Annotated in this window: 17 protein-coding genes and 2 pseudogenes; 9 read left to right on the top strand and 10 right to left on the bottom strand. The window is 69.4% G+C overall.

Annotated elements, in window-relative coordinates:
• Window positions 1–5: 5 nt before the first annotated feature.
• Both ACFZCD_RS04300 and ACFZCD_RS04295 read left to right on the top strand, forming a co-directional pair.
• Window positions 6–644, top strand: a pseudogene (locus ACFZCD_RS04300) (transposase); the annotation flags it as partial.
• Window positions 605–793: a hypothetical protein gene (locus tag ACFZCD_RS04295; RefSeq protein ID WP_391827983.1), complete on the top strand. Its 189-nt coding sequence runs from the start codon at window positions 605–607 to the stop codon at window positions 791–793. The pseudogene ACFZCD_RS04300 and the gene ACFZCD_RS04295, both read left to right, overlap by 40 nt.
• Window positions 794–982: 189 nt before the next feature.
• Here ACFZCD_RS04295 and ACFZCD_RS04290 read toward each other — a convergent pair whose 3' ends face one another.
• Window positions 983–3,433, bottom strand: a complete 2,451-nt coding sequence (locus tag ACFZCD_RS04290; RefSeq protein ID WP_391827664.1) for an ATP-binding protein — start codon at window positions 3,431–3,433, stop codon at window positions 983–985.
• Window positions 3,434–3,700: 267 nt separating this feature from the next.
• Between ACFZCD_RS04290 and ACFZCD_RS04285 the strand changes: the two genes are divergently transcribed.
• Together ACFZCD_RS04285 and ACFZCD_RS04280 are read left to right on the top strand one after the other, a co-directional pair.
• Complete coding sequence (locus ACFZCD_RS04285) at window positions 3,701–4,678, top strand: ribosome-inactivating family protein (protein WP_391827662.1); 978 nt, start codon at window positions 3,701–3,703, stop codon at window positions 4,676–4,678.
• Window positions 4,679–4,925: 247 nt separating this feature from the next.
• Window positions 4,926–6,062, top strand: coding sequence for an ABC transporter substrate-binding protein (locus ACFZCD_RS04280; RefSeq protein ID WP_391827660.1), 1,137 nt, complete (start codon window positions 4,926–4,928; stop codon window positions 6,060–6,062).
• Window positions 6,063–6,143: 81 nt separating this feature from the next.
• On the opposite strand, the gene ACFZCD_RS04275 is transcribed toward ACFZCD_RS04280, so the two are convergent.
• Together ACFZCD_RS04275 and ACFZCD_RS04270 are read right to left on the bottom strand one after the other, a co-directional pair.
• Entirely contained in the window at window positions 6,144–7,397 is a 1,254-nt protein-coding gene (locus tag ACFZCD_RS04275; protein ID WP_391827658.1) for a hypothetical protein, read from the bottom strand.
• A 146-nt stretch (window positions 7,398–7,543) separates the two neighbouring features.
• Entirely contained in the window at window positions 7,544–8,119 is a 576-nt protein-coding gene (locus ACFZCD_RS04270) for a TetR/AcrR family transcriptional regulator (protein ID WP_391827656.1), read from the bottom strand.
• 135 nt (window positions 8,120–8,254) lie between these two features.
• On the opposite strand from ACFZCD_RS04270, the gene ACFZCD_RS04265 reads away from it, so the two are divergent.
• Window positions 8,255–9,070 (top strand): SDR family oxidoreductase, encoded by an 816-nt coding sequence (locus ACFZCD_RS04265; RefSeq protein WP_391827654.1) that lies wholly within the window; start codon window positions 8,255–8,257, stop codon window positions 9,068–9,070.
• 160 nt (window positions 9,071–9,230) lie between these two features.
• On the top strand, window positions 9,231–10,220 hold the full coding sequence (locus ACFZCD_RS04260; protein ID WP_391827652.1) for an ornithine cyclodeaminase family protein: 990 nt from the start codon (window positions 9,231–9,233) through the stop codon (window positions 10,218–10,220).
• A gap of 122 nt (window positions 10,221–10,342) precedes the next feature.
• Here ACFZCD_RS04260 and ACFZCD_RS04255 read toward each other — a convergent pair whose 3' ends face one another.
• Complete coding sequence (locus ACFZCD_RS04255) at window positions 10,343–10,795, bottom strand: winged helix-turn-helix transcriptional regulator (RefSeq protein ID WP_391827650.1); 453 nt, start codon at window positions 10,793–10,795, stop codon at window positions 10,343–10,345.
• A gap of 102 nt (window positions 10,796–10,897) precedes the next feature.
• Here ACFZCD_RS04255 and ACFZCD_RS04250 point away from each other — a divergent pair, with 102 nt between their 5' ends.
• Window positions 10,898–12,214 carry an MFS transporter gene (locus tag ACFZCD_RS04250; RefSeq protein ID WP_391827648.1) on the top strand — a complete coding sequence of 439 codons (1,317 nt, stop codon included), beginning with the start codon at window positions 10,898–10,900 and terminating at the stop codon, window positions 12,212–12,214.
• 171 nt (window positions 12,215–12,385) lie between these two features.
• Here the strand turns inward: ACFZCD_RS04250 and ACFZCD_RS04245 are convergent, their stop codons facing one another.
• Window positions 12,386–13,279, bottom strand: a complete 894-nt coding sequence (locus ACFZCD_RS04245; protein WP_391827646.1) for a hypothetical protein — start codon at window positions 13,277–13,279, stop codon at window positions 12,386–12,388.
• Window positions 13,280–13,491: 212 nt separating this feature from the next.
• Here ACFZCD_RS04245 and ACFZCD_RS04240 point away from each other — a divergent pair, with 212 nt between their 5' ends.
• Window positions 13,492–13,815, top strand: coding sequence for a hypothetical protein (locus ACFZCD_RS04240; RefSeq protein WP_391827959.1), 324 nt, complete (start codon window positions 13,492–13,494; stop codon window positions 13,813–13,815).
• 76 nt (window positions 13,816–13,891) lie between these two features.
• Here the strand turns inward: ACFZCD_RS04240 and ACFZCD_RS04235 are convergent, their stop codons facing one another.
• Window positions 13,892–14,308, bottom strand: coding sequence for a transposase (locus ACFZCD_RS04235; protein ID WP_391827644.1), 417 nt, complete (start codon window positions 14,306–14,308; stop codon window positions 13,892–13,894).
• Window positions 14,309–14,351: 43 nt separating this feature from the next.
• Window positions 14,352–15,053 (bottom strand): NAD(P)-dependent oxidoreductase, encoded by a 702-nt coding sequence (locus ACFZCD_RS04230; RefSeq protein WP_391827642.1) that lies wholly within the window; start codon window positions 15,051–15,053, stop codon window positions 14,352–14,354.
• Window positions 15,054–15,176: 123 nt separating this feature from the next.
• Here ACFZCD_RS04230 and ACFZCD_RS04225 point away from each other — a divergent pair, with 123 nt between their 5' ends.
• Complete coding sequence (locus ACFZCD_RS04225; protein ID WP_391827640.1) at window positions 15,177–15,893, top strand: TetR/AcrR family transcriptional regulator; 717 nt, start codon at window positions 15,177–15,179, stop codon at window positions 15,891–15,893.
• Here ACFZCD_RS04225 and ACFZCD_RS04220 read toward each other — a convergent pair.
• From ACFZCD_RS04220 to ACFZCD_RS04210, 3 genes and pseudogenes are all read right to left on the bottom strand, one after another.
• A pseudogene (locus tag ACFZCD_RS04220) lies at window positions 15,867–16,250 on the bottom strand (hypothetical protein); the annotation flags it as partial. The gene ACFZCD_RS04225 and the pseudogene ACFZCD_RS04220 sit on opposite strands and share 27 nt — an antisense overlap.
• Before the next feature lie 313 nt (window positions 16,251–16,563).
• Window positions 16,564–17,637 (bottom strand): M14 family metallopeptidase, encoded by a 1,074-nt coding sequence (locus ACFZCD_RS04215; protein WP_391827638.1) that lies wholly within the window; start codon window positions 17,635–17,637, stop codon window positions 16,564–16,566.
• Window positions 17,638–17,647: 10 nt separating this feature from the next.
• Complete coding sequence (locus ACFZCD_RS04210; RefSeq protein ID WP_391827636.1) at window positions 17,648–17,962, bottom strand: hypothetical protein; 315 nt, start codon at window positions 17,960–17,962, stop codon at window positions 17,648–17,650.
• Window positions 17,963–18,478 lie beyond the last annotated feature (516 nt).

The following is an 18,478-nucleotide window of genomic DNA, read 5'->3' as shown; positions in this document are numbered from 1 at the left end:
GCACGCACCCGGCTGTTCTGTCCTTGCAGGAGCGGTTCGGGTCTCCGGCCCAGGCCCACAGGGCCGGCCGACGGTTGGTCACGCTTTTGCGACCGAAGGCGTCGAGCATGGCCGAACGGCTGATCGAAGAGGCCGTCGCCACCCTGGGTGAGCAGACCGTCGCCGTTCCCGGCACGGGCGCGGCCGCACTGATCGTCCCGACCTGGCCGGATCCCTGGCCGCAGTTCCTGACCAGCGCAAACTGCTGGCTGGGCGGATCGAGGGGCTTCTGGAGGCTGCCCACCCTCCTTCGAAGGTCCTGACGTCCGAAGGTCCTGACGTCCACGCCGGGAGTGGGCGTCAGGACCGGAGCCCGGATCGTGACCGAGGTCGGAGACGGCAGCACATTCCCGTCCGCAGGCCACCTCACTGCCTACGTGGGGCTCGCGCCTTCTCTTCGTCATACTCCGCTGCGGCACTTACTCTCGCGGTACTCGTCCAGGAGCCGGAAAAAGGCGTCCAGCGGAGGTTCGTCCGGCAAGTTCTCCATGATCGCGCCGTCCCACCCGGTCGCCATGGACCACCCACGGGTCCGGCTGAGCCAAGAGGCGAACCCTCCACTCCCATGGTGGAACTCGAACGTCTCACCGACATGGTGGACTTGAAGGGCGAGGTGATATCCGAACATCATCACTGCCAGTTCTTCCAACGAGCCGTTCCGCACCCACGCATTCGGCCGCTGTCGGACAGCGGCCAGCAGGTCATGGACGTCCTGCCATTCTTCGACAGGCCGTATCTCCGACCGTTCGCCTGACGCCCCCACCGCATCCTCCTCCAGCCAGCTGGTCTCACCGGCAACCTAACCCGGCGCCTTGACGAACTGCATAGGGGCCCCGCGCCTCGGGCCGGTCGGGCCTCAGGCCAAGGCCCCCGAAACGGCTGCCCGTGCAGGCAGCGGTCCCGGACGGCCGCGGGTCCGGGACGGTCGTCCGTTGCCGGACGGTCACCGGCCCCGTACGGGGTTCACGGGGTCCGCGTCTTCGGGGAGCTCGTCGAGTTCCCGCAGTTCGGCGGCGGCTTCGATTTGGCGGGGGTGGTTCATCCGGGCGAGGGCCTCGTGGGCGGCCGTCAGGGTTTCCCAGGCTTCCTGGTGACGGCCGAGCCGGCGCAGGACGCGGCCCAGATCGAGACGGGCCGGCTCGCACCAGGCCGGCATCCGCGCCGTCTCGAAGCGGGCCACCGCGAAGCGCAGCGGGGCTTCGGCCTCGTCCCAGCGGTGCAGCGCCGCGAGGTCGTTGCCGATGTGCTGCCGGGAAGACGCGAGATAGAGGCCGATCAGGTCGGGGGACTTCCCTGGTACGCCGGCGCTGCAGATGGCCTCGCTTCGCCGGTGCGTGATCAGAGCCTGGTCGGCGCGGCCGGCCTGGCGCAGATGCCGGCCCAGGTTGTTGAGAGTGGAGAGTTCGGCGAGGCGGCTTTGCGCGTCGCTTCGCCGGCTGAGCTGGTCGGCCGCTTCGTGGAGACGGGTGATGGATTCCTCGAAGCGTCCGAGCCGGTGGAGTGCTTCGGCCGCGTAGTTCAGCGCCCAGCCGATCTGAAGCCGGTCGTCGATCTCGCGCGCCACGTCCAGGGCAGCTTCGGCCGTGTTCAGGGCAGAGGTGTGGTCGTAGAGGCAGGTGTTGTAGGCCCAGGCCAGATAGTTGAGGTGGACGGCCTCGTCCCGCCTGCTGCCCAGCGCGCGAGCGGAGTCGACGCCCCGCCGGAACACCTGTGCCCACAGCTCCCAGTGCAGGGTGCGGTCGGAGAACCAGTGCATGGCCTCGGCCGCCTCGACGATCTCCCGGTGTCGGCCCGCCGCCTGGGCTCGGCCCAGGGCGGCGAGCCACTGGGCCCGCTCCGCCTCCAGCCAGGCGTGGGCCCGTTCGCGATCGGCGGGCGCGGTGGCCGGATCGGGGTCCGAGCCAGTGGTGTCCTGATGGTGTTCGGCGTCGAAAAGCAGCGCGGCGGCGGTCGCCCGCCGCAGTGTCCACCGGTCGGCCCGGTCCCGGGCGGCGGTGACCTGCGCCGGCTCGTCCTCCTCGGCCACCTGCTCGCCGGCGAACAGGGCGAGCAGATCGTGGAAGCGGTAGCGGTCGGCGGTGGGGTGGGGCTGGAGCAGCCCGGCATCGGCCAGGTCCTGCGCGCATCGCGCGGCCTGACGCAACGGCAGGTCCGCCAGCAGCGCGACGGTCTCGGGGCTGAAGTCGGGTCCTGCGGCGAGGGAGGCGCGGCGGAAGACGGTACGGGCGGCCGGGCTCAGCTGCCGGTAGGACAGGTCGAAGGCGGTCCGCACCTGGAGGGAGCCGGCGCGCAGGGTGTCCAGGCGGCGCTCGTGTGCGGCGAGTTGGGTGACGAGCTTGGCGATGCTTTCGCCGGGCCGGGAGGCGAGGCGCTGCCCGGCGATACGGACGGCCAGGGGAAGGTGCCCGCACAGGTCCGCGAGGTCGCGGGCGGCCTGGCTTTCCCTCTGCACGCGCTCGGGGCCGATGATGCGGGTGAGCAGTTCGACCGCTTCTTCGCGGCGCAGCAGTGCCAGTTCGGTGCGGTCGACCGCTTCGAGACCGGCCAGGGTGTGACGGCTGGTGATCAGGGTGAGCGAGGGGCCGTGAGCGGGCAGCAGCGGACGTACCTGCTCCTCGTCGGCGGCGTTGTCCAGCAAAAGCAGCACCCTCCGGTCGTGCAGCACGGAGCGGAGCAGACCACAGCGGTCATCGGTACCGGCCGGGACGGCACTGTCTGCCACGCCCAGAGCCCGTAGCAGCCGGGCGACGGCATCGCGCGGAAGAACCGGTCTGGGGTCCATGCCGCGCAGGTCGACGGCGAACTGCCCGTCGGGGAAGTGGGGTGCCAGGGTGTGGGCGGCGTGGACGGCGAAGGTGGTCTTGCCCAGGCCCGGTTGTCCACAGATCACCGCGACCGGCGGGTGGGCCGGATCGAGTTCGTCAGCCAGCGCCAGCAGCCGGGCCAGGGCCGGGCCGCGGGCGGTGAAGTCGCGCAGATCGCGGGGCAGCGCGAGGGCGTGCGGCACGACCGGCACCGCGATCGGCCCCGTACCCGAGCCGGAGGCCGGCCGGGTGCCCGGCCCGGCGGCCCGTCCGGCCGTCTGTCCGGCGGTGTGCCCGGTGGCCGACTCGGTGGCGGATCCCGCGGCCGACCGAGTACGGGAGCGGGGGCGGCCCAGGCTCGCGGCCCGCTCCAGTTCCCGGGCACCGGCGGCGTCCAGCTTCAACGCGGCTGCCAAGGCCTCCACCGTACGGCGCTGCGGTCCCCGGGCGCGCCCGCGTTCCAGGTCCGACAGCGCCCGTACGCTCACCCCCGCCGCGTGCGCCAGTTCCTCCTGGCTGAGCCCGGCGGCCGTCCGCATACCGTGCAGGCGCTCGCCGAACCCGCCGGTGGCCGCTGTACCGGTGCTCATTCTCAAATAATCCCTGGTTCGTAGGGTCCGGCAGAACTGGTTCCGGCAGAACACCGGGCCCGCCCGGCAGAATTATGACAAGACGTTACTTCTGCCGGTGAAACCGCCTGGTTCGCCCCTTCTCCCTCCGGTTGGCTGAAGGCGCTTCGGACCGGAGAGCCGGCCCCACCCGGCCCCGGTCCGTTGCCCTGCGCACGGACTCCTCGCATGAGGTTCCGCCGCACAACCGACCGCTCGTCTTCCCCTTCTCCAGGAGCACCTTTCCCCATGAGGCTTTCGTTGCCCGCCCACCGGCTCATGAGCCGCGTCCTGATCCTCGCCCTGGCGCTGATGGCCGCCGTCGGCCTGACGCAAGGGTTGTCCCCGAAGGCCCACGCCGACCCCGTGAGTCGTTGGACCCGTATCAACTGGGACATCACCAACCTGCGGCCGGGCACCAGCAGCTTCCCGGCCGGCGTCGCCTACGACGCCATGATCGACGAATTGCGGCGCACCGTCGGCCATGCGGTGGCGCCCAACTTCCCGCACAGCGCCACCAGCAGGGGGCCGGCCAACTACAACTACGTCGAGGTCGCGCTGATCGACCACACACAAACCAACGAGCACCGCCTTTCCCTGATCCTGGACGCGCACAACCTGTACGTGATGGGTTACTTCACCCCTCGGGGCAGGTACATCTTCCACGACCAGGAGTCGGCTCCGGTGCGGGCTGCCTACAACGTCGTGTTCCCCAACAATCGCCTTGCGGCGAGCGACTTCCAGTCGCTCCCGTTCGGGGAGAACTACAACAGTTTTTCCGACGATGCATGGCGGATGAACGACTCCTTCCTTTCGCTTCGCGGCGACATCGACTACCTCGTCAACCTGCCGGCCCGCGCTCCCGCGCAGAACACCCCGCCGGCCCTGGCCGCCGGGCGGACGCTCACCTCCGTTGTCGCGGCCGTGGCCGAAGCAACCCGGTTCCAGTGGATCCAGAACCGCATCGGAAACACGATCCGGTACGGCTACGACAACGATGAGAACGGCCGGCAGACCACCCTCGGTCGTTTTGGCGCGGAGCTCGAAACCAGTTGGAGCAGGCTCTCCCGCATGCTGGCCGAGAACCTCGCCGGCCGCTCGGTTCCTCCCGTCCTGATCGACGGCCGCGAGTACCGCAACCGCACCGACATCGAATTCGGGGACCGCAACCGCGGTCTGCCGGCTCTCGGTATGGCGATCGCTCTGGGGTCCCGCTTCCCCGGGTAGAACCGTCACCGGCGTCCGCCCGTACGCCGGTGACGTCCGCGACCCCACCCGGTGGCCGCCTCGACGACAGGAGTCGAGGCGGCCTTCGGCATGCCCGACGGATCGTTGCATCGCAAGACCATTATTGAACATTCAAACAGTTCCGTTCTAGAGTGAGCCTCGATCTTCTTGAACTTTCAAGATGTTCCCGTCCCCTATGCATGCGTCCATGCATGCGTCTCCCATGCATCCCCATGAAGGAGTCGTCGTGAAGTCCATCCGCAAGGCCTGGGCCGCAGCCGTCGCCCTCGGCGTCGTCGCCGCGAGCGGAGCCGGCGTCGCCGCCGCCGCGCCCTCCCCCGCCCGCGCGACGCAGGGCGCCGGCGAGGACCAGCAGCTGCAGAAGCTGTACAAGGACGCCCTGGCCGAAGGCGGACGACTGGTCGTCTACGCCGGCGGCGACAAGCCGGGCCAGGCCGACTACCTCAAGAACGCCTTCCTCAAGCAGTTCCCCAAGATGAAGGTCGACACCGTCGTCGACTTCAGCAAGAACCACGACGCACGCCTCGACAACCAGATCGCCGAGCACAAGGTCGTCGCCGACGTCGTCCACCTGCAGACCCTCGACGACTTCCCTCGCTGGAAGAAGGAGGGCGCGCTGGAGCAGTACAAGCCCGTCGGCTGGAACAAGGTCTACGACAAGATCAAGGACAAGGACGGCTACTACACCGGCCTGTTCTTCATCGGCTTCGCCAACGTGACCGCCACCACGCTCGGCGGCAACGCTCCCGTCGAGGCCCAGGACTTCCTGAAGCCCGAGTTCAAGGACAAGCTCGTCTTCACGTACCCGAACGACGACGACGCCGTCCTCTACTACTTCAAGCAGCTAACCGACAAGTACGGCTTCGACTACCTGAAGAAGTTGCGCGCCCAGAACCCCAAGTTCGTCCGCGGCACCGCCGACGCCTCCGCCCAGGTCGGCAAGGACGGCTACGTGGCGAACTTCGGCAGCTCGGGCAGCTCCAGCGGCCTGTCGACGACGAGCATCCCGCAGAAGTCGCCGTGGGTCGCCTGGCCGCAGACCGGCGCCATCCTCAAGGACGCCCCGCACAAGGCCGCCGCCAAGCTGTACATGAGCTGGATCCTGTCGAAGCAGTACCAGGAGCGCTCCTACGGCTGGAGCGCCCGCACCGACGTGGCCGCCCCGGCCGGCCGCAAGGGGATCTTCGACTACGACAACATGAACCCGCTCGGCCTCGGCACGTTCATGGGCGACCGTGCCGCCCTCGACCGCTACAAGGCACGCGTCAGCCTCTACGTCGGCGACGTCAAGGGCACGAACCCGGCCGACCCCGAGGGCAAGCTCGGCCTGTACCCCGTCGACCAGAACGGCACCCAGGGCTAGGCCGCGGCCGGCACCACGCACCAGCACCGGCACGGGCACGGGCACTGCCCCGGCGTGCACTGCCCATCAGCGCCGCGGTGTTCACCGGGGCCTTCTCGCTCCTGCCCGCTGCAGCAGTTCGCTGACCGGGCCGGTGAAGCGGCGGCCCTCGACGAGGCGGCAGCCGATGGTCCAGGCACCGGGATCGTCACCCAGATGGTGATCGGCCAGCTTCGTGATGCCCCGGAGCAGCCGCATCGACCCCTCTTCGTCCTGACGCGTGATCACGCACTGCCTCGGATCCCGCCGCACGATGCCGGGCAGCCCGGCCGCGTCCCGCAGCACGAGATCGGCGGGGCGCGCCGTGTCGAGGATGTCGCTGACGCCGACGCCGCCCTCGCTCACGTACGAGAGGGGCATGGCCAGGGAGCGGTCCGACTGCATCGGCAGCGTGCGCAGGAGGTGCAGCCCCGTGGGGCGGTCCGAGAGGAGCCGGGACCACAAGTTGCGGTCGGGCCACTTGGTGGCCAGCAGGACGCGCACGTCCAGGGGGCATTCGGGGTGGGCCGCGAGCTTGGGAGACTGGTCGCGCAGGTCCTTTTCGCCGGCATCCACGGCACGCCGGACGGCCTCCCAGTCGACCGTGATCCACTGTTGGCCGGGGTCCGGGTCGGGCTCCGCGGCGTACGTGCTGAAGACGTGGTCGCGGCGCCGCCGGTCATGGGCGAGGGCCTCACGCAGGGCCCGTATGCTCCTCTCGCGCAGGGAGGCCTCGAAGACCGGGCGCACTTCGTCGAGGAGCGCCCGGTCGCCTGCCTCCACGACCTGTCCCAGCAGGTCGTACCGGTCGCTGCGTGCGAGCAGGAGCCCGGCGGCCAGTTGCTCGCCCGCGTCGAGGTGGATGCGCTCGCGCGTGTAGCCGGGCTCCGGCCAGTCGGGCAGCAGGGCGCGCAGCCGCAGCAACGGATCGTCGGTCAGGATGAAGTCGCGGGGGAAGGGGGCGCCGGCGAAGGGCCAGTCGGTTTCGCCGTCGCGCCAGGACGTCATGAAGGGCGGCCAGTCGGAGCGCGTGAAGAACCCGGCCATGGAACCGGGAGTGAAGCCCGTGGCCTTGCGCGCGTACGCCTGCTGCGGGTCCCACAACAGGTCATCGACCCAGTTGCCTTGCCGGCCCGCCTTCTCCTCGTCCTCGGCCGCTTCCTTCGCGTACCAGCGAACGGTGCGGTTCTTGTCCAGCAGCCTCTCGGGGACGGACTCGCCGGGTGCGATCACGCGCAGGCGTACGGCTACTTCCTTCAGCAGGCTGTACGAGCCCGCGTAGTACAGGAGGGAGGGGATGCGGTGGGCAGCAGACATGAGCACACCGTAGATCCACGGTGTGATGGAGCGTCAAGCATTCCCGCCTGCCCGTTCGCCCGCCCGCCTGTCCGCCCGCCCGCCCGGCCGCGCCCACACCGCGGCTCCCACGTCACGCCGAACGCTCGTCGCGGACCGCCCGGACGTCATGCCGGAGCGGATTTCAGCCCGTCCAGGGTGAGATCGAGAAGGCGTTCCGCCTGCGCGCGCTGTTCGGGCTTGGCCGAGGTGAGGGCGATGCCGGCGAGGGCGGCGAACATGTCCGCCGGGCTGATGTCGGCCCGGATCGCGCCCGCAGCGGCGCATGCGTCCATCAGCGTTGCGATGGCGTCCCGGATCATGTCATGGCTGCGGGCGTACGGGTCGCCCCCCGATGCGGCGAGGGCGCGCAGGGCGTCGGCCATGCCGAGCTTGGCCGTGGCGTAGTCCATGAAGAGCCGCGTCCACGCACGCAGGGCCTCGTACGGCGGCTTCGCCGCCAGGAGTTCGGTCACGACGTCGCACAGCTGGGCCACTTCATTGCGGTGGGCGGCCTCGACCAGCGCCTCCCGGGTGGGGAAGTTGCGGTACAGCGTCGCGGTCCCCACACCCGCCTCCCTGGCGATCCGCTCGAGGTGGGCGTTCAGCCCTTCCTCGGCGAACACGCGCACCGCAGCGGCGAGGATCTTGTCCCTGTTGCGCCGGGCATCGGCCCTCAACGGGCGCTCTTCGTCTCGGACCATCTGCGGTCGCCGTCCCCTTTCAAGGTTGATAAACGGAGGCGCGCCCACTTAGCCTGAACCCAAGTGGTGGCGCCTCCGCTTTCACTGTAGGGCACGGCTCTGCCTGCCCCCGTTCCCCTGGAAGGACTGCCGATCATGCCGGGAACCGAGAAGACCGCAGAGACAGCAGGAACGGCAGAAAGGACGGGAACTGCGGGAAGGGGAGGAAGGGCGGGAACCCCGGGTATCGAGGGCAAAGTCGTAGCGATCACGGGTACCAGCAGTGGCATCGGTGCGGCGACCGCCCTCCTGCTCGCCGAACGAGGTGCCAAAGTCGTTCTCGGAGCGCGCCGGCCGGAGCGGCTCGAAGCCTTGGTCGCCCGCATCGAAGGGACCGGTGGCGAAGCCGCGTGGACACGCACCGACGTCACTGTGCGCGAGGACCTGACCGGGCTCGTCGAGCTGGCGCGCGGCCGGTTCGGGAAGCTCGACACCCTCGTCAGCAATGCCGGCATCGGCCTCATCTCCCCTCTCGACGACCTCCGTGTCGAGGACTGGGAAAGGATGGTCGACGTCAACCTCAAGGGCGTCCTGTACGGGATCGCCGCCGCTCTGCCGGTCTTCCGTGAACAGGGCTTCGGACACTTCGTCAACACCGTCTCCACCGCCGGACTGCGCATCGTCCCGCTCCAGTCGGTGTACGCCGCCACCAAGAACGCCGTGCGCACCCTGTCCGAGGGCCTGCGCCAGGAGGCCGGCGACAGCGTACGCGTGACGGTCGTCTCGCCGGGCGCCACCCGCACCGACTTCACGGACTCCATGGCCCCGGAGATGAAGGCCCGGATCGACGAGTCCTTGGGCCGGATCGCGATCCCGCCCGAGGCCGTCGCGCGCGCCATCGCGTTCGCCATCGAGCAACCGGACAACGTCGACGTGGGTGACATCGTCGTCCGCCCCACCGCGCAGAACTAGGCCGGCCGGCAGGTCTTGGGGCGTCGGCAGAGCCGGAAGCGGGTGTGTGTGCGCCGTGGTCCGCGTCGATCACCTCTGCCGGCCGCACGGATGCGCAAGTGTGGTACGGATGGCCTGTTCCCCGGCCGGAAGACCGCCCGCAGACAGGAGGACGCGACGCATGCTGATTCTCGGACGCTCGCACGTCGAGGCCCTGCTCGACATGGATACCCTGATCGACTCCCTGGGCCCGGCGATGGCGGACCTTTCCGAGGGCAGCGCCTCGGCGCCCGACCGCGTCGCCGCCATGGTGCCCGAGCGGCAGGGGCTCCTGGCGGCCATGCCGGGCTACGTGCCGTCGACGGGTGCGCTCGCGAGCAAGCTGGTCTCCCTCTTCCCGCAGAACGCCGGGACGGCCCTGCCCACCCATCAGGCCGTCATCGTCGTTTTCGACCCGGACACCGGCGAGCCGGTGGCCTTCCTGGACGGTACTGCCATCACCGCGGCTCGGACCGCCGCCTGCTCCGCGCTCTCGGCGCGCCTGCTGGCGCGCGCGGACTCGGCGGTGCTGGCACTGCTCGGGACGGGCGTGCAGGCCCGCGCCCACGCCCACGCCATCTGCCGGGTCCGCCCGATCCGGCAGATCCGGGTGGCCGGCCGGGACGCGGCGAAAGCAGCCGCCTTGGCCGAGGAGTTGTCCTCCGTCCTGGACGCCGACGTCCGGCCGGTGCCCACCTACGCGGAGGCTCTCGACGGCGCGGACATCGCCGCCGCGACCACGCACGCCCTCGAACCCGTGGTCCGCCGCCCGTGGCTCGCCCCCGGCGTGCACGTGACGTCGGTGGGCTACAACCCGGACGGCCGCGAGGTCGACGACGCCACCGTCGCCGAGGCACTGGTGTGCGTCGAAACGCGGCAGGCCGCGCTCGCCCCCTTCCCCGCCGGCAGCAACGACTTGCTGGCGCCGATCCGCGACGGCGTCATCACGGCCGAACACGTGCATGCCGAACTCGGCGAGCTCGTCTCGGGCAGCAAGCCGGGGCGCACGTCGCCGGACCAGATCACGCTGTACAAATCGGTGGGCGTGGCGGTGCAGGACGCCGTGGCCGCGGCACTGGTCGTCGCCGCCGCCCGCGAGCAGTCGGTGGGCGAGGAGATCGTGCTGGGGTGACGGGTGACGCCTCGGGGCCTCGGAGACTTCGGGGGCGGGGGGTCGGGTGTCTCGCCGGGCGCTTCCGTGCCCGTACACGGCTCCTACACGGAGGGGTGGAGGGTGGTGGCCCCCGACCGGAGTTACGGGACGGTGACTTTGTGGACAGTGGTGTCATCGGGGTCGAGCGGTCGCCCGTCCGCGGACAGCACTTGCAAGGGGCGCAAGGGGTGTCCTTGGCGGCGGTCGACCAACTGTGAGTGCGGTTCGCCGGGGGCGAAGAAGTTCTCCTCGCCCCACTGCCTCAGGGCCACGATGACGGGAAAGAGCGCCTTGCCTTTCGACGTCAGTACGTACTCGCGGTAGGCGCTGCCGTCCGAGGCGGGAACGGATTCGAGGACACCGCCGGCCACCAGGGTGCGCAGGCGCGCGGTGAGGATGTTCTTCGCCACGCCGAGGCTGCGCTGGAACTCCCCGAAGCGCCGGCTTCCGTCGAAGGCGTCCCGCACGATCAGCAGGGACCACCAGTCGCCGATCGCGTCCACCGACCGTGCGACGGGACATTCGCTGTCGTCGAAGCGCGTCCTGCTCACCATGACGTCCCTCATCCCTCACTCTCACGATGGTTGCAACATGCTACCAAGGAAGCTACCGTCGCCACTGGTAGCAAGTTGAAACCAGAATGGGTGGGGAGCGCCATGCCCGGCAGCAACCGTGAGGCCGTGACACGACAGACCGAGTCCCGAAGCGCGGCAGAAGAGAAAGAAGGGGAAGAAGGTGCCGCGTCCGTCCTGTCCCGTGGCGTCGTCCTGCTGTTCGCCGTCGCCTGCGGGGCCGCGGTGGCCAACGTCTACTTCTCCCAGCCGCTCCTGGTGACCATCGGCCACGACCTGGCCATGAGCCCGGCACTGGTCGGCAGCGTGGTCACCCTCACGCACGTCGGATACGGGCTGGGGCTGTTCTTCCTCGTACCGCTGGGCGACATGGCCAACCGCGGACGGCTCATCGTGACCCAACTGCTGCTCCTGGTGGCGGCCCTGGCCGTGGTGGCTATCGCCCGCACGGCAGCGGTCCTGCTCGCGGGCATGGCCGCTACGGGACTCCTCGCAGTCGTCACCCAGACGCTGGTGGCCTTCGCGGCGTCATTGGCCCCTCCCACCGAGCGCGGACGGATCGTCGGCCTGGTCACCAGCGGCGTGGTCACCGGCATCCTGCTCGCCCGCACCGCGTCCGGCCTCATCGCCGACCTCGCGGGCTGGCGCTCCGTCTACCTCGCCTCCGCAACACTGACCGCTGTGCTCGCGCTGGTCCTCTACCGGATCCTGCCCCGCCCCGCCGAGCCTCGGCCGGCAACCCTGCACTACGGACAGCTCTTGCGCTCCACCCTCACCTTGTTCGCGCGCGAACCGCTGCTGCGGCTCCGGGCCCTGTTCTGCCTGCTGGTCTTCGCCGCCTTCAGCACCCTGTGGAGCAGCGTCGCGCTGCCGCTCAGCGAGGCCCCGTACTTCCTGTCCCACAGCGCGATCGGCGCGCTGGGGCTGGTCGGAGTCGCCGGCGCCCTGGCCGCGACCGTGGCAGGCCGGCTCAACGACCGCGGACTCTCCCGGCGGACCACCGGCATCGCCCTGGCCCTCCTGACCGCCTCCTGGCTGCCACTGGCCTTCACCCGCACCTCGCTCTGGGCCCTGCTCGCGGGAGTGCTCCTCCTCGACCTCGCCGTCCAGGCGGTCCACGTCACCAACCAGACCCTGATCTACGCGCTGCATCCGGAGGCGGGCAGCCGCCTGATCGGCGGATACATGGTCTTCTACTCGATCGGCAGCGCCACCGGCGCCATCGCCGCGACCTCCCTCTACGCCATGGCCGGCTGGGGCGCCGTCTGCGCCCTGGGAGCCGGGTTCAGCTTCCTCGGGCTCGTGTTGTGGGCGCTCACGCGACACAGCATCGACGTCACGCACCCGGCCCGGCACGGAACGCACGACGGCAGGCGCCTGGTGTCGCGCCGGGCACGCTGAGGAAGCGCCTGCGGAGGTGGGTTGCCGGAGAGCCCGACAGGGCGGACCGCGGCATCCAGCAGCCCCTGCACCGCAGCAATCCGTCGGGCCAGCGCCGGTCCCTGGGCGACCGCACGATCCCCCGAACCCGAGGCGCTCCAACGCCGGCCCCCGCGACCAACCGCTTCCGGACTAGACCGAGAAATTCAGCACATACCACTGCCTGGGAGACGTACCCCGCAGATAGAGGCACTCTCCCCGCCCGACAGGGCGTGCGTACTGCTTGAGCGGAGCACCGTTGGGCATGGTGAGTTCCGCCTCCTCGACGACGACCACTTCGTCGGCGGTGATGTGACAGCGGTGCAGCCAGTCCCTCCGATCACGGGGACCGCCGCCGAGCATGAGGATCTGATCGCCGCGGACTGCCATGCCCAAGGGACTGCGGACGGGGTTCTTCCGCAATCGGACGTGACCGTTGGCGTGCACTTCGATGAGAGGGAACGTGGGATAGTAAACGGCCCAGGCAACAGCGTCAAGGACGTTGAAGGCATAAACGGTGTCGATGTATTCAACCCCTTGCGCGGGCGCATAGCCCCACAGCTGGTTGCCTCCGCTGTCCCAGCGGACCAGTCCCGCGGCGCTGATGGGGTCGACGTAGACCCCTTCGTCGGAGTAGGCGCTCCACAGGTTGTTCCGCCGGTCCGACACCATGAACTCGATCGCCCGCCCCATGGCGAACGTGCGTCGCCGCCGCCCGTCACGGCCGTATATCTGCGCGTTCCGCTCCCCCACGGCCCCGTAGCCCTGCAGGACCAGCCGGCCGTTGGGCAATGCGTCCAGCTTCTGCGGCAGCAGCGTCACGTCCCGCAGGACTCGTTCCCGTACGTCTCCCGCGTTACTGATCACGAGAAGCGCGTCGTACGGATAGCCCCGGGGGCGGGGCCACGGCCTTCCGTACGGGTTCGGTACGGATTCCGCATCCGGGCAGAGCAGCCAGAGGGTTCTGCCCCACGCATCCACCGTGGTGACCAGGACCTTCCGGTCGTCGTACTGCCGAGGCAACAATGCGTAGGGACGCAGTGCCACCTGCCTCAAAAAATCACCTCGCGGGCGAAGGTACGTAGCTGCCTCATCATCACAGATCACCGCAGGCACTCGGCCATGGGGCTCCAGCGACCGAGAGCAAAGGCATTTGCGCCGGGCCTCCCCGGAGATATCTCGTTGTGGGACTGCGAACGCCGACATAGGGTCCGGTCATGTCTCTATATGTTCGAATGCGTCAAACCCTCCCGGAAGCGATGCGCGCCCGCGACAAGACCGCGGTGAGCGCCATACGTGCCACCCTCGCCGCACTGGACAACGCGGGAGCGGTACCGGTGGACGAAGCCGCGTTGGGCAGCCAGGCGCTGGAGCATTCACCGGTGGGTGCCGGTGCCACCGAGGCGGCGCGGCGTGAGCTGAGCGAGACGGCCGTGGCAGACATCGTGCGGGCCGAGGTCAACGAACGGCTGGACGCCGCCGCACAGTTGACCGCGCCCGCTCACGCAGACCGGGTCGCGCAGCTCCGCGCGGAGGCCGATGTGCTGCTTCGCTTCCTGGACGACCGCCCCGCCTCGGCGTAGGGCGTTCCTTGCCGAAGGCGGCGCCGGCTGCCGCCCGCCTCCTGGGCCGCCTTCGTGGTCTGCTTACCCGCCGGCCTCACCCCAGCACACCGAAGCGCGAGGTCATCGGCCCCTTGCTGCCCTCACGCCAGGTCACCTCGGTGAAACCAGACCCCTCCATGCCTGCGGCCAGACGGGACACCGGCTGATGCGGCGTGCGGTATCGCAGCAGTGTCGGAGGCGCCAGCCCGCCATAGACAGGCCAGAACGGCTCAGCCGATTCCCAGGCGGCCAGCTCATCGAGCAGGTCCACGGCCGGCCGCCGCTCCTCCCGGTGGCCGGTGCCGTCGGGGACACCGGCCGCTCGGCAGCGTGCAGGATCACCGGTCCATTCCTCCGACAGGAACAACTGCCAGTGCAGCGGACAGGATGCGGCGTCGGTGGCGGCATGCACACTCACCGCGACCTGGCAGTTCGCCCGTTTGCCCACCGCCCCGCAGTACACGCCGGCCATCCAAGATCCCCAATGGGATCCTGGAGGCCACTGCGGCGGTGTTTCAGTAGCCGATAGTGAAGCGGCGTTGGACGAAGCGGGGCAGTTCCACCTCGTCAACCAAGGCAACGGCGGCGTCCTCCGCGGAGATACGGCTGCGGCCGTCAGCGTCCCTGACCGCCTGATCGCCGCCGACCCGGAAACGACCGGTGCGCTCGCCGGGGGCGATCTCCTCGGCGGGGCTGAAGTAGGTCCAAAGTCGGTTCGACGTGCGCAGGACGTTCAGGCCGTCCCGGGCGCCGCGCGCCGCAGCCGCGTACTCGCGGGGCAACCCCAGCTGATCGAGGGTCTCGTGCATCCGGTCAACATCGTCAGCGAGAACCACTCCGGGCGCTGTCTCCAGACTGCCGGCCCCGCCGATCACGATGAGCCGGGTCCTGGGGTGGCTCTCCAGCGCCTTGAGCAGCGCCCGGGCTGCAATGGAATGGACCGTGGGGTCGGCTATGGACCGACGCACGGTGTCCGCAAGGTCCCTGGCTGCGTTGCCCGGCTGGAACCCACTGATCAGCACGTCCAGGCCGGGCAGGATCGCGGCGATGCTCGCAGGGTCGAGGACGTCCACGCTCGCCCAGGTGACGTTCGCTCGGCTCTCTTCGATCTGCGAGGCATCGCGGCTCAGCGCCGTGACGCGATGCCCGCGGCCGAGCGCCTCCGTGACGACCCTGCTGCCGATGGTGCCGGTGGCCCCGATCACTCCGATGTGCATGGCTCTCCCCTTGTTCATGCCCGGACGTACTGGCCATCGCCGCACGATTGGACGGCGTGCGGAAACTATACGCCGTGAAGTTTCGATACGGCAATCAATGTCGTGACGCTGTAAACTGATCACATGGCGAGCACCGGGACCAAGGGACGGCGTGAGCGGCTGCGGGCCGAGACGACTGCCGAAATCAAGAGCGTGGCACTGGAGTTGATGGCCTCGGGAGGCCCCGGAGCGATCACGCTGCGTGCCATCGCTCGCGAGATGGGCATGACCCCCAACGCCATCTACGGCTACTTCGCCACCCGCGACGACCTGGTCACCACGCTCATCAACGACGTGTACACCTCGCTCGCCGACTCGGTCGACGCCGCCTGGGACGCCACCCCCGCCAAGGATCCGGCCGACCGGATCCGGGCATGGGCACATGCCTTTCGTAACTGGGCGCTGGTCAACCCCGAAGGCTTCCGCCTCATCTACGGTGACCCGGTGCCCGGTTACATCGCTCCCGAGGGCGGCGCCGCCCCGGATGCCGCGCAACGGGTCTGCACGGCCCTGACCGGCCTCGCGGCCGCAGCCTGGCCGCATGCCGAACGTCTCTACGCGGACAGCAACTTCCAGTGGTCCGACTTCGACGCCGGCCTCCTCGACAAGGTCCGCCCCGCCTTCCCCCACCTTCCCCCGGCCGGCGTGGCCCTGGCACTGCGCATCTGGGGTCACCTCCACGGCCTGGTATCACTGGAGATCTACGGCCATCTGCACAACCAGACCGCGAACCCGGAGAAGCTCTTCCACGAGGAACTGACCCAACTCGTCGTTTCACTGGGTCTCGCACCAAAGGGCTGACGGTCTTCGGGACCGCTGGGCCCACGAGGCGGGCAAGATTTCGGCCACCTGCCCCCTCCGCGCTTGGCCGGTGGCGAGGACGCGTCCCACGTCATGGCGGGTGGCGGGCCGTCGGTTCTTCGAGCCGGATGGACGTCCAGGGCCGGGCCGCAACGGTTTCGGTGCACGCGCTGGCGACGGCCCTTTCGCACGGAGGTTCTGAACCTCGCCGGACTCGCGCCGGGGTGAGCTTGTCCGGTGGAGTCGGCTTCTCCCAGGGGCGCCGAAGGTCAGTGGACGGGCAAGGCGGAGCTGGATACGGGCGGCGATCACGAGCCACGTCCAGCGGACCGCCGCCGAGGAGTCCCGGAGACGGGGGGACTTCGCCCTGACGAGACATTCAACGAGGCCTTTGACGGACCTCTGTCGTTCTCCGACGTCGCAGACGGTCGGCTGGTGCACGAGCCGGGAGATGCCCGCCATGTCGCCCGGGCGTATACCGCTCACCGTGGGCACTACGCCCGCGCCGACGTCGTCTCCCTCACCGTGGACATGTACCTCCCGACTGCGGACGCTCTCGAACGCCCCCGCCCTGCCAGCGCCTCGGGCTCATGCCCGGCTTCCCCAGACAGGGACCTAAGCGTCACCGGTCCTGGCTATGGATGCTGCCGTGACACTTTGACGGCAACCCCTAGGCGAGAGCGGTCAGACAGAACCGCACGAGGCCGGCGTCGACGTCGAGGACGATCTTCTTCATCTCCGCCCACGGTGGGTGGAAGTCCATCCCCCACTCGATCGTGAAGGCGAGGATCTTCTCGTCCTCCTGGCCCGAGAGGATGTGGCGCGCGTAGGTGTAGTCGTCGCTGGTTCCGCAGGTCGGGTACAGGTCGAAGCCCTGCTCGGGGGTGTACTCCTTGCCGCGTACGCCCTTCAGGGCCTCGCAGAACTGCTCGGCGAGCACGGCGGAGTCGTCGGCGTCTCCCTCCTCTATGAACTCGGCGTACAGCTGGCCGTCCTTCAGGCCGCGCTTGCCGTCGAAGAGGGGGTTGCGGAAGTTCTTGGCCGGGTCGACGGACTGGTTCTGGTCGTCACCCCACACGTAGAGCATCTTCTGGGTGTAGCTGTGGACGTCGACGAACCAACGGGTGCGGTCGAAGTGGTCCAGCAGCCGGCGCACGTTGCGGGCCTCCGGCTCCGAGAAGGGCTCGGGGCCCTGGTAGACCTGGTCGGGGTTGGCCGGGTCGTCCGAGACCTGGACCGGGGCGGAGGGGTGGAAGGCGGTCCGGTAGTCGAAGAGGTGGTCGTAGTTGCGGTTGAGGTCGACGCCGACCGCGGCCGGATTGCCGCCGGACTGGGCCGGATTGCGGTTCCGCCGCCACATGGGGTCGACGGTCTGGCTGTAGTGCCGGCCGTCCGGGTTGACGAGCGGGAAGACGACGACGTCGAGCTCCTCCATGATCCTTCGGACCTGGGCGGAGGTGAAGCTCGTACCGCCGTACGCCAGACCGGTACCGCCGGCGTGTGCGTGCAACAGGTCGGCGGCGAAGTTGACCAGGATCTCGCAGCTGCCCCACTCGCGGGCGTGTGCGCCGCCGATCAGGACGACGGCGGGCTTCGGCTCCGGGCGGTGGGTGCCGATCCGCAGGGCGTGGCAGGTCCGGCCCTCGAAGGTCCGCTCGGGCAGCTCGATGAGGTCCGCCGTCGGGAACGCGGCGGCCAGGCTGGTCACGCCGGATTCGACCTCGGTGATGTTCAGGTACGGCATGGCGTCCCTCCTAGCTGTCCCGCACCTTGAGGGCGAGTCCCTGCGGAACCGCGTCCTCGGAGGCGAACCGGTCTCCTTCGCCCACCTCGGCCTGGCGGGCACGCCCGGTGGCGGTGGCGTCCTCGACGACCTCGGCCGACACGCCCTCGCGAGCCAGGGTTTCGCCATGCTCGGGGGACACGTAGGCGTCGAAGGTGAGGCTGCCGTCCTCGTTCTGGTGGATCTGGCCGCCGACGTCGGGGCGGGCGTCGCGCAACAACGCGCGCAAGGTGTCGGCGTCCTTGGCCGTGACGCGGACACGCAGGATGGTGTACTCGCTGGACATGACGGGCCCCTCTCGGGCGCCGTCGGGCTCGGAGCTCGGCCATGCCGACCTGGCCGGGGACGGCGCGCTCGCGACAAGTGGACGAATAAACGGAGGAACGAATGGGTGTGTACCCATAGGCACATGCATACGTGGTGCGTACGCTTACATCCACATCCGATGCGCACCTAGTACCTCTTATCCTCAGCGTGCGCTCCGGCCGTAAAACGAGTCAAGCGGCGGGCCGATGCCGTGGCGGGTGCCCGTATTACGTGACGAATCACGCCAGGCTTGACGCTGCCGTTTCGCTCGTACGTTCAAGCAAGTCCTGTGGCCGCTCCCACCGGTTGCGGAGCCCGAATCAGCATGTTCCCTTTGGCAATAGGTGCCAGGAACGACAAACAGCATTCTGGTTCGTTTCCGAGGCCAGGCTACGAGACGTCGCCGGTTGGATATGACGTTGGCTGCCGGAGGGGCGAGGACGCGTGTCCCGGGCGTGCAGCAGTCCCCCGGGCTCGTAAGGCTGACACCGCTCGC

The sequence above is a fragment of the Streptomyces sp. NPDC008001 genome, assembly GCF_042958085.1.
Lineage (GTDB): Bacteria > Actinomycetota > Actinomycetes > Streptomycetales > Streptomycetaceae > Streptomyces.
The sequence above is the reverse complement of the archived record's forward strand: the minus strand, read 5'-3'. Positions and strand labels throughout refer to the sequence as shown.

Coding starts and splice junctions, on each gene's coding strand:
- ACFZCD_RS04230 (WP_391827642.1), bottom strand. CDS start 15,053: ATGCACATCGGAGTGATCGGGGCCACCGGCACCATCGGCAGCAGGGTC.
- ACFZCD_RS04210 (WP_391827636.1), bottom strand. CDS start 17,962: ATGTCCAGCGAGTACACCATCCTGCGTGTCCGCGTCACGGCCAAGGAC.
- ACFZCD_RS04290 (WP_391827664.1), bottom strand. CDS start 3,433: ATGAGCACCGGTACAGCGGCCACCGGCGGGTTCGGCGAGCGCCTGCAC.
- ACFZCD_RS04265 (WP_391827654.1), top strand. CDS start 8,255: ATGCCGGGAACCGAGAAGACCGCAGAGACAGCAGGAACGGCAGAAAGG.
- ACFZCD_RS04255 (WP_391827650.1), bottom strand. CDS start 10,795: ATGGTGAGCAGGACGCGCTTCGACGACAGCGAATGTCCCGTCGCACGG.
- ACFZCD_RS04225 (WP_391827640.1), top strand. CDS start 15,177: ATGGCGAGCACCGGGACCAAGGGACGGCGTGAGCGGCTGCGGGCCGAG.
- ACFZCD_RS04275 (WP_391827658.1), bottom strand. CDS start 7,397: ATGTCTGCTGCCCACCGCATCCCCTCCCTCCTGTACTACGCGGGCTCG.
- ACFZCD_RS04260 (WP_391827652.1), top strand. CDS start 9,231: ATGCTGATTCTCGGACGCTCGCACGTCGAGGCCCTGCTCGACATGGAT.
- ACFZCD_RS04240 (WP_391827959.1), top strand. CDS start 13,492: ATGCGCGCCCGCGACAAGACCGCGGTGAGCGCCATACGTGCCACCCTC.
- ACFZCD_RS04235 (WP_391827644.1), bottom strand. CDS start 14,308: ATGGCCGGCGTGTACTGCGGGGCGGTGGGCAAACGGGCGAACTGCCAG.
- ACFZCD_RS04250 (WP_391827648.1), top strand. CDS start 10,898: ATGCCCGGCAGCAACCGTGAGGCCGTGACACGACAGACCGAGTCCCGA.
- ACFZCD_RS04270 (WP_391827656.1), bottom strand. CDS start 8,119: ATGGTCCGAGACGAAGAGCGCCCGTTGAGGGCCGATGCCCGGCGCAAC.
- ACFZCD_RS04285 (WP_391827662.1), top strand. CDS start 3,701: ATGAGGCTTTCGTTGCCCGCCCACCGGCTCATGAGCCGCGTCCTGATC.
- ACFZCD_RS04295 (WP_391827983.1), top strand. CDS start 605: ATGGTGGAACTCGAACGTCTCACCGACATGGTGGACTTGAAGGGCGAG.
- ACFZCD_RS04215 (WP_391827638.1), bottom strand. CDS start 17,637: ATGCCGTACCTGAACATCACCGAGGTCGAATCCGGCGTGACCAGCCTG.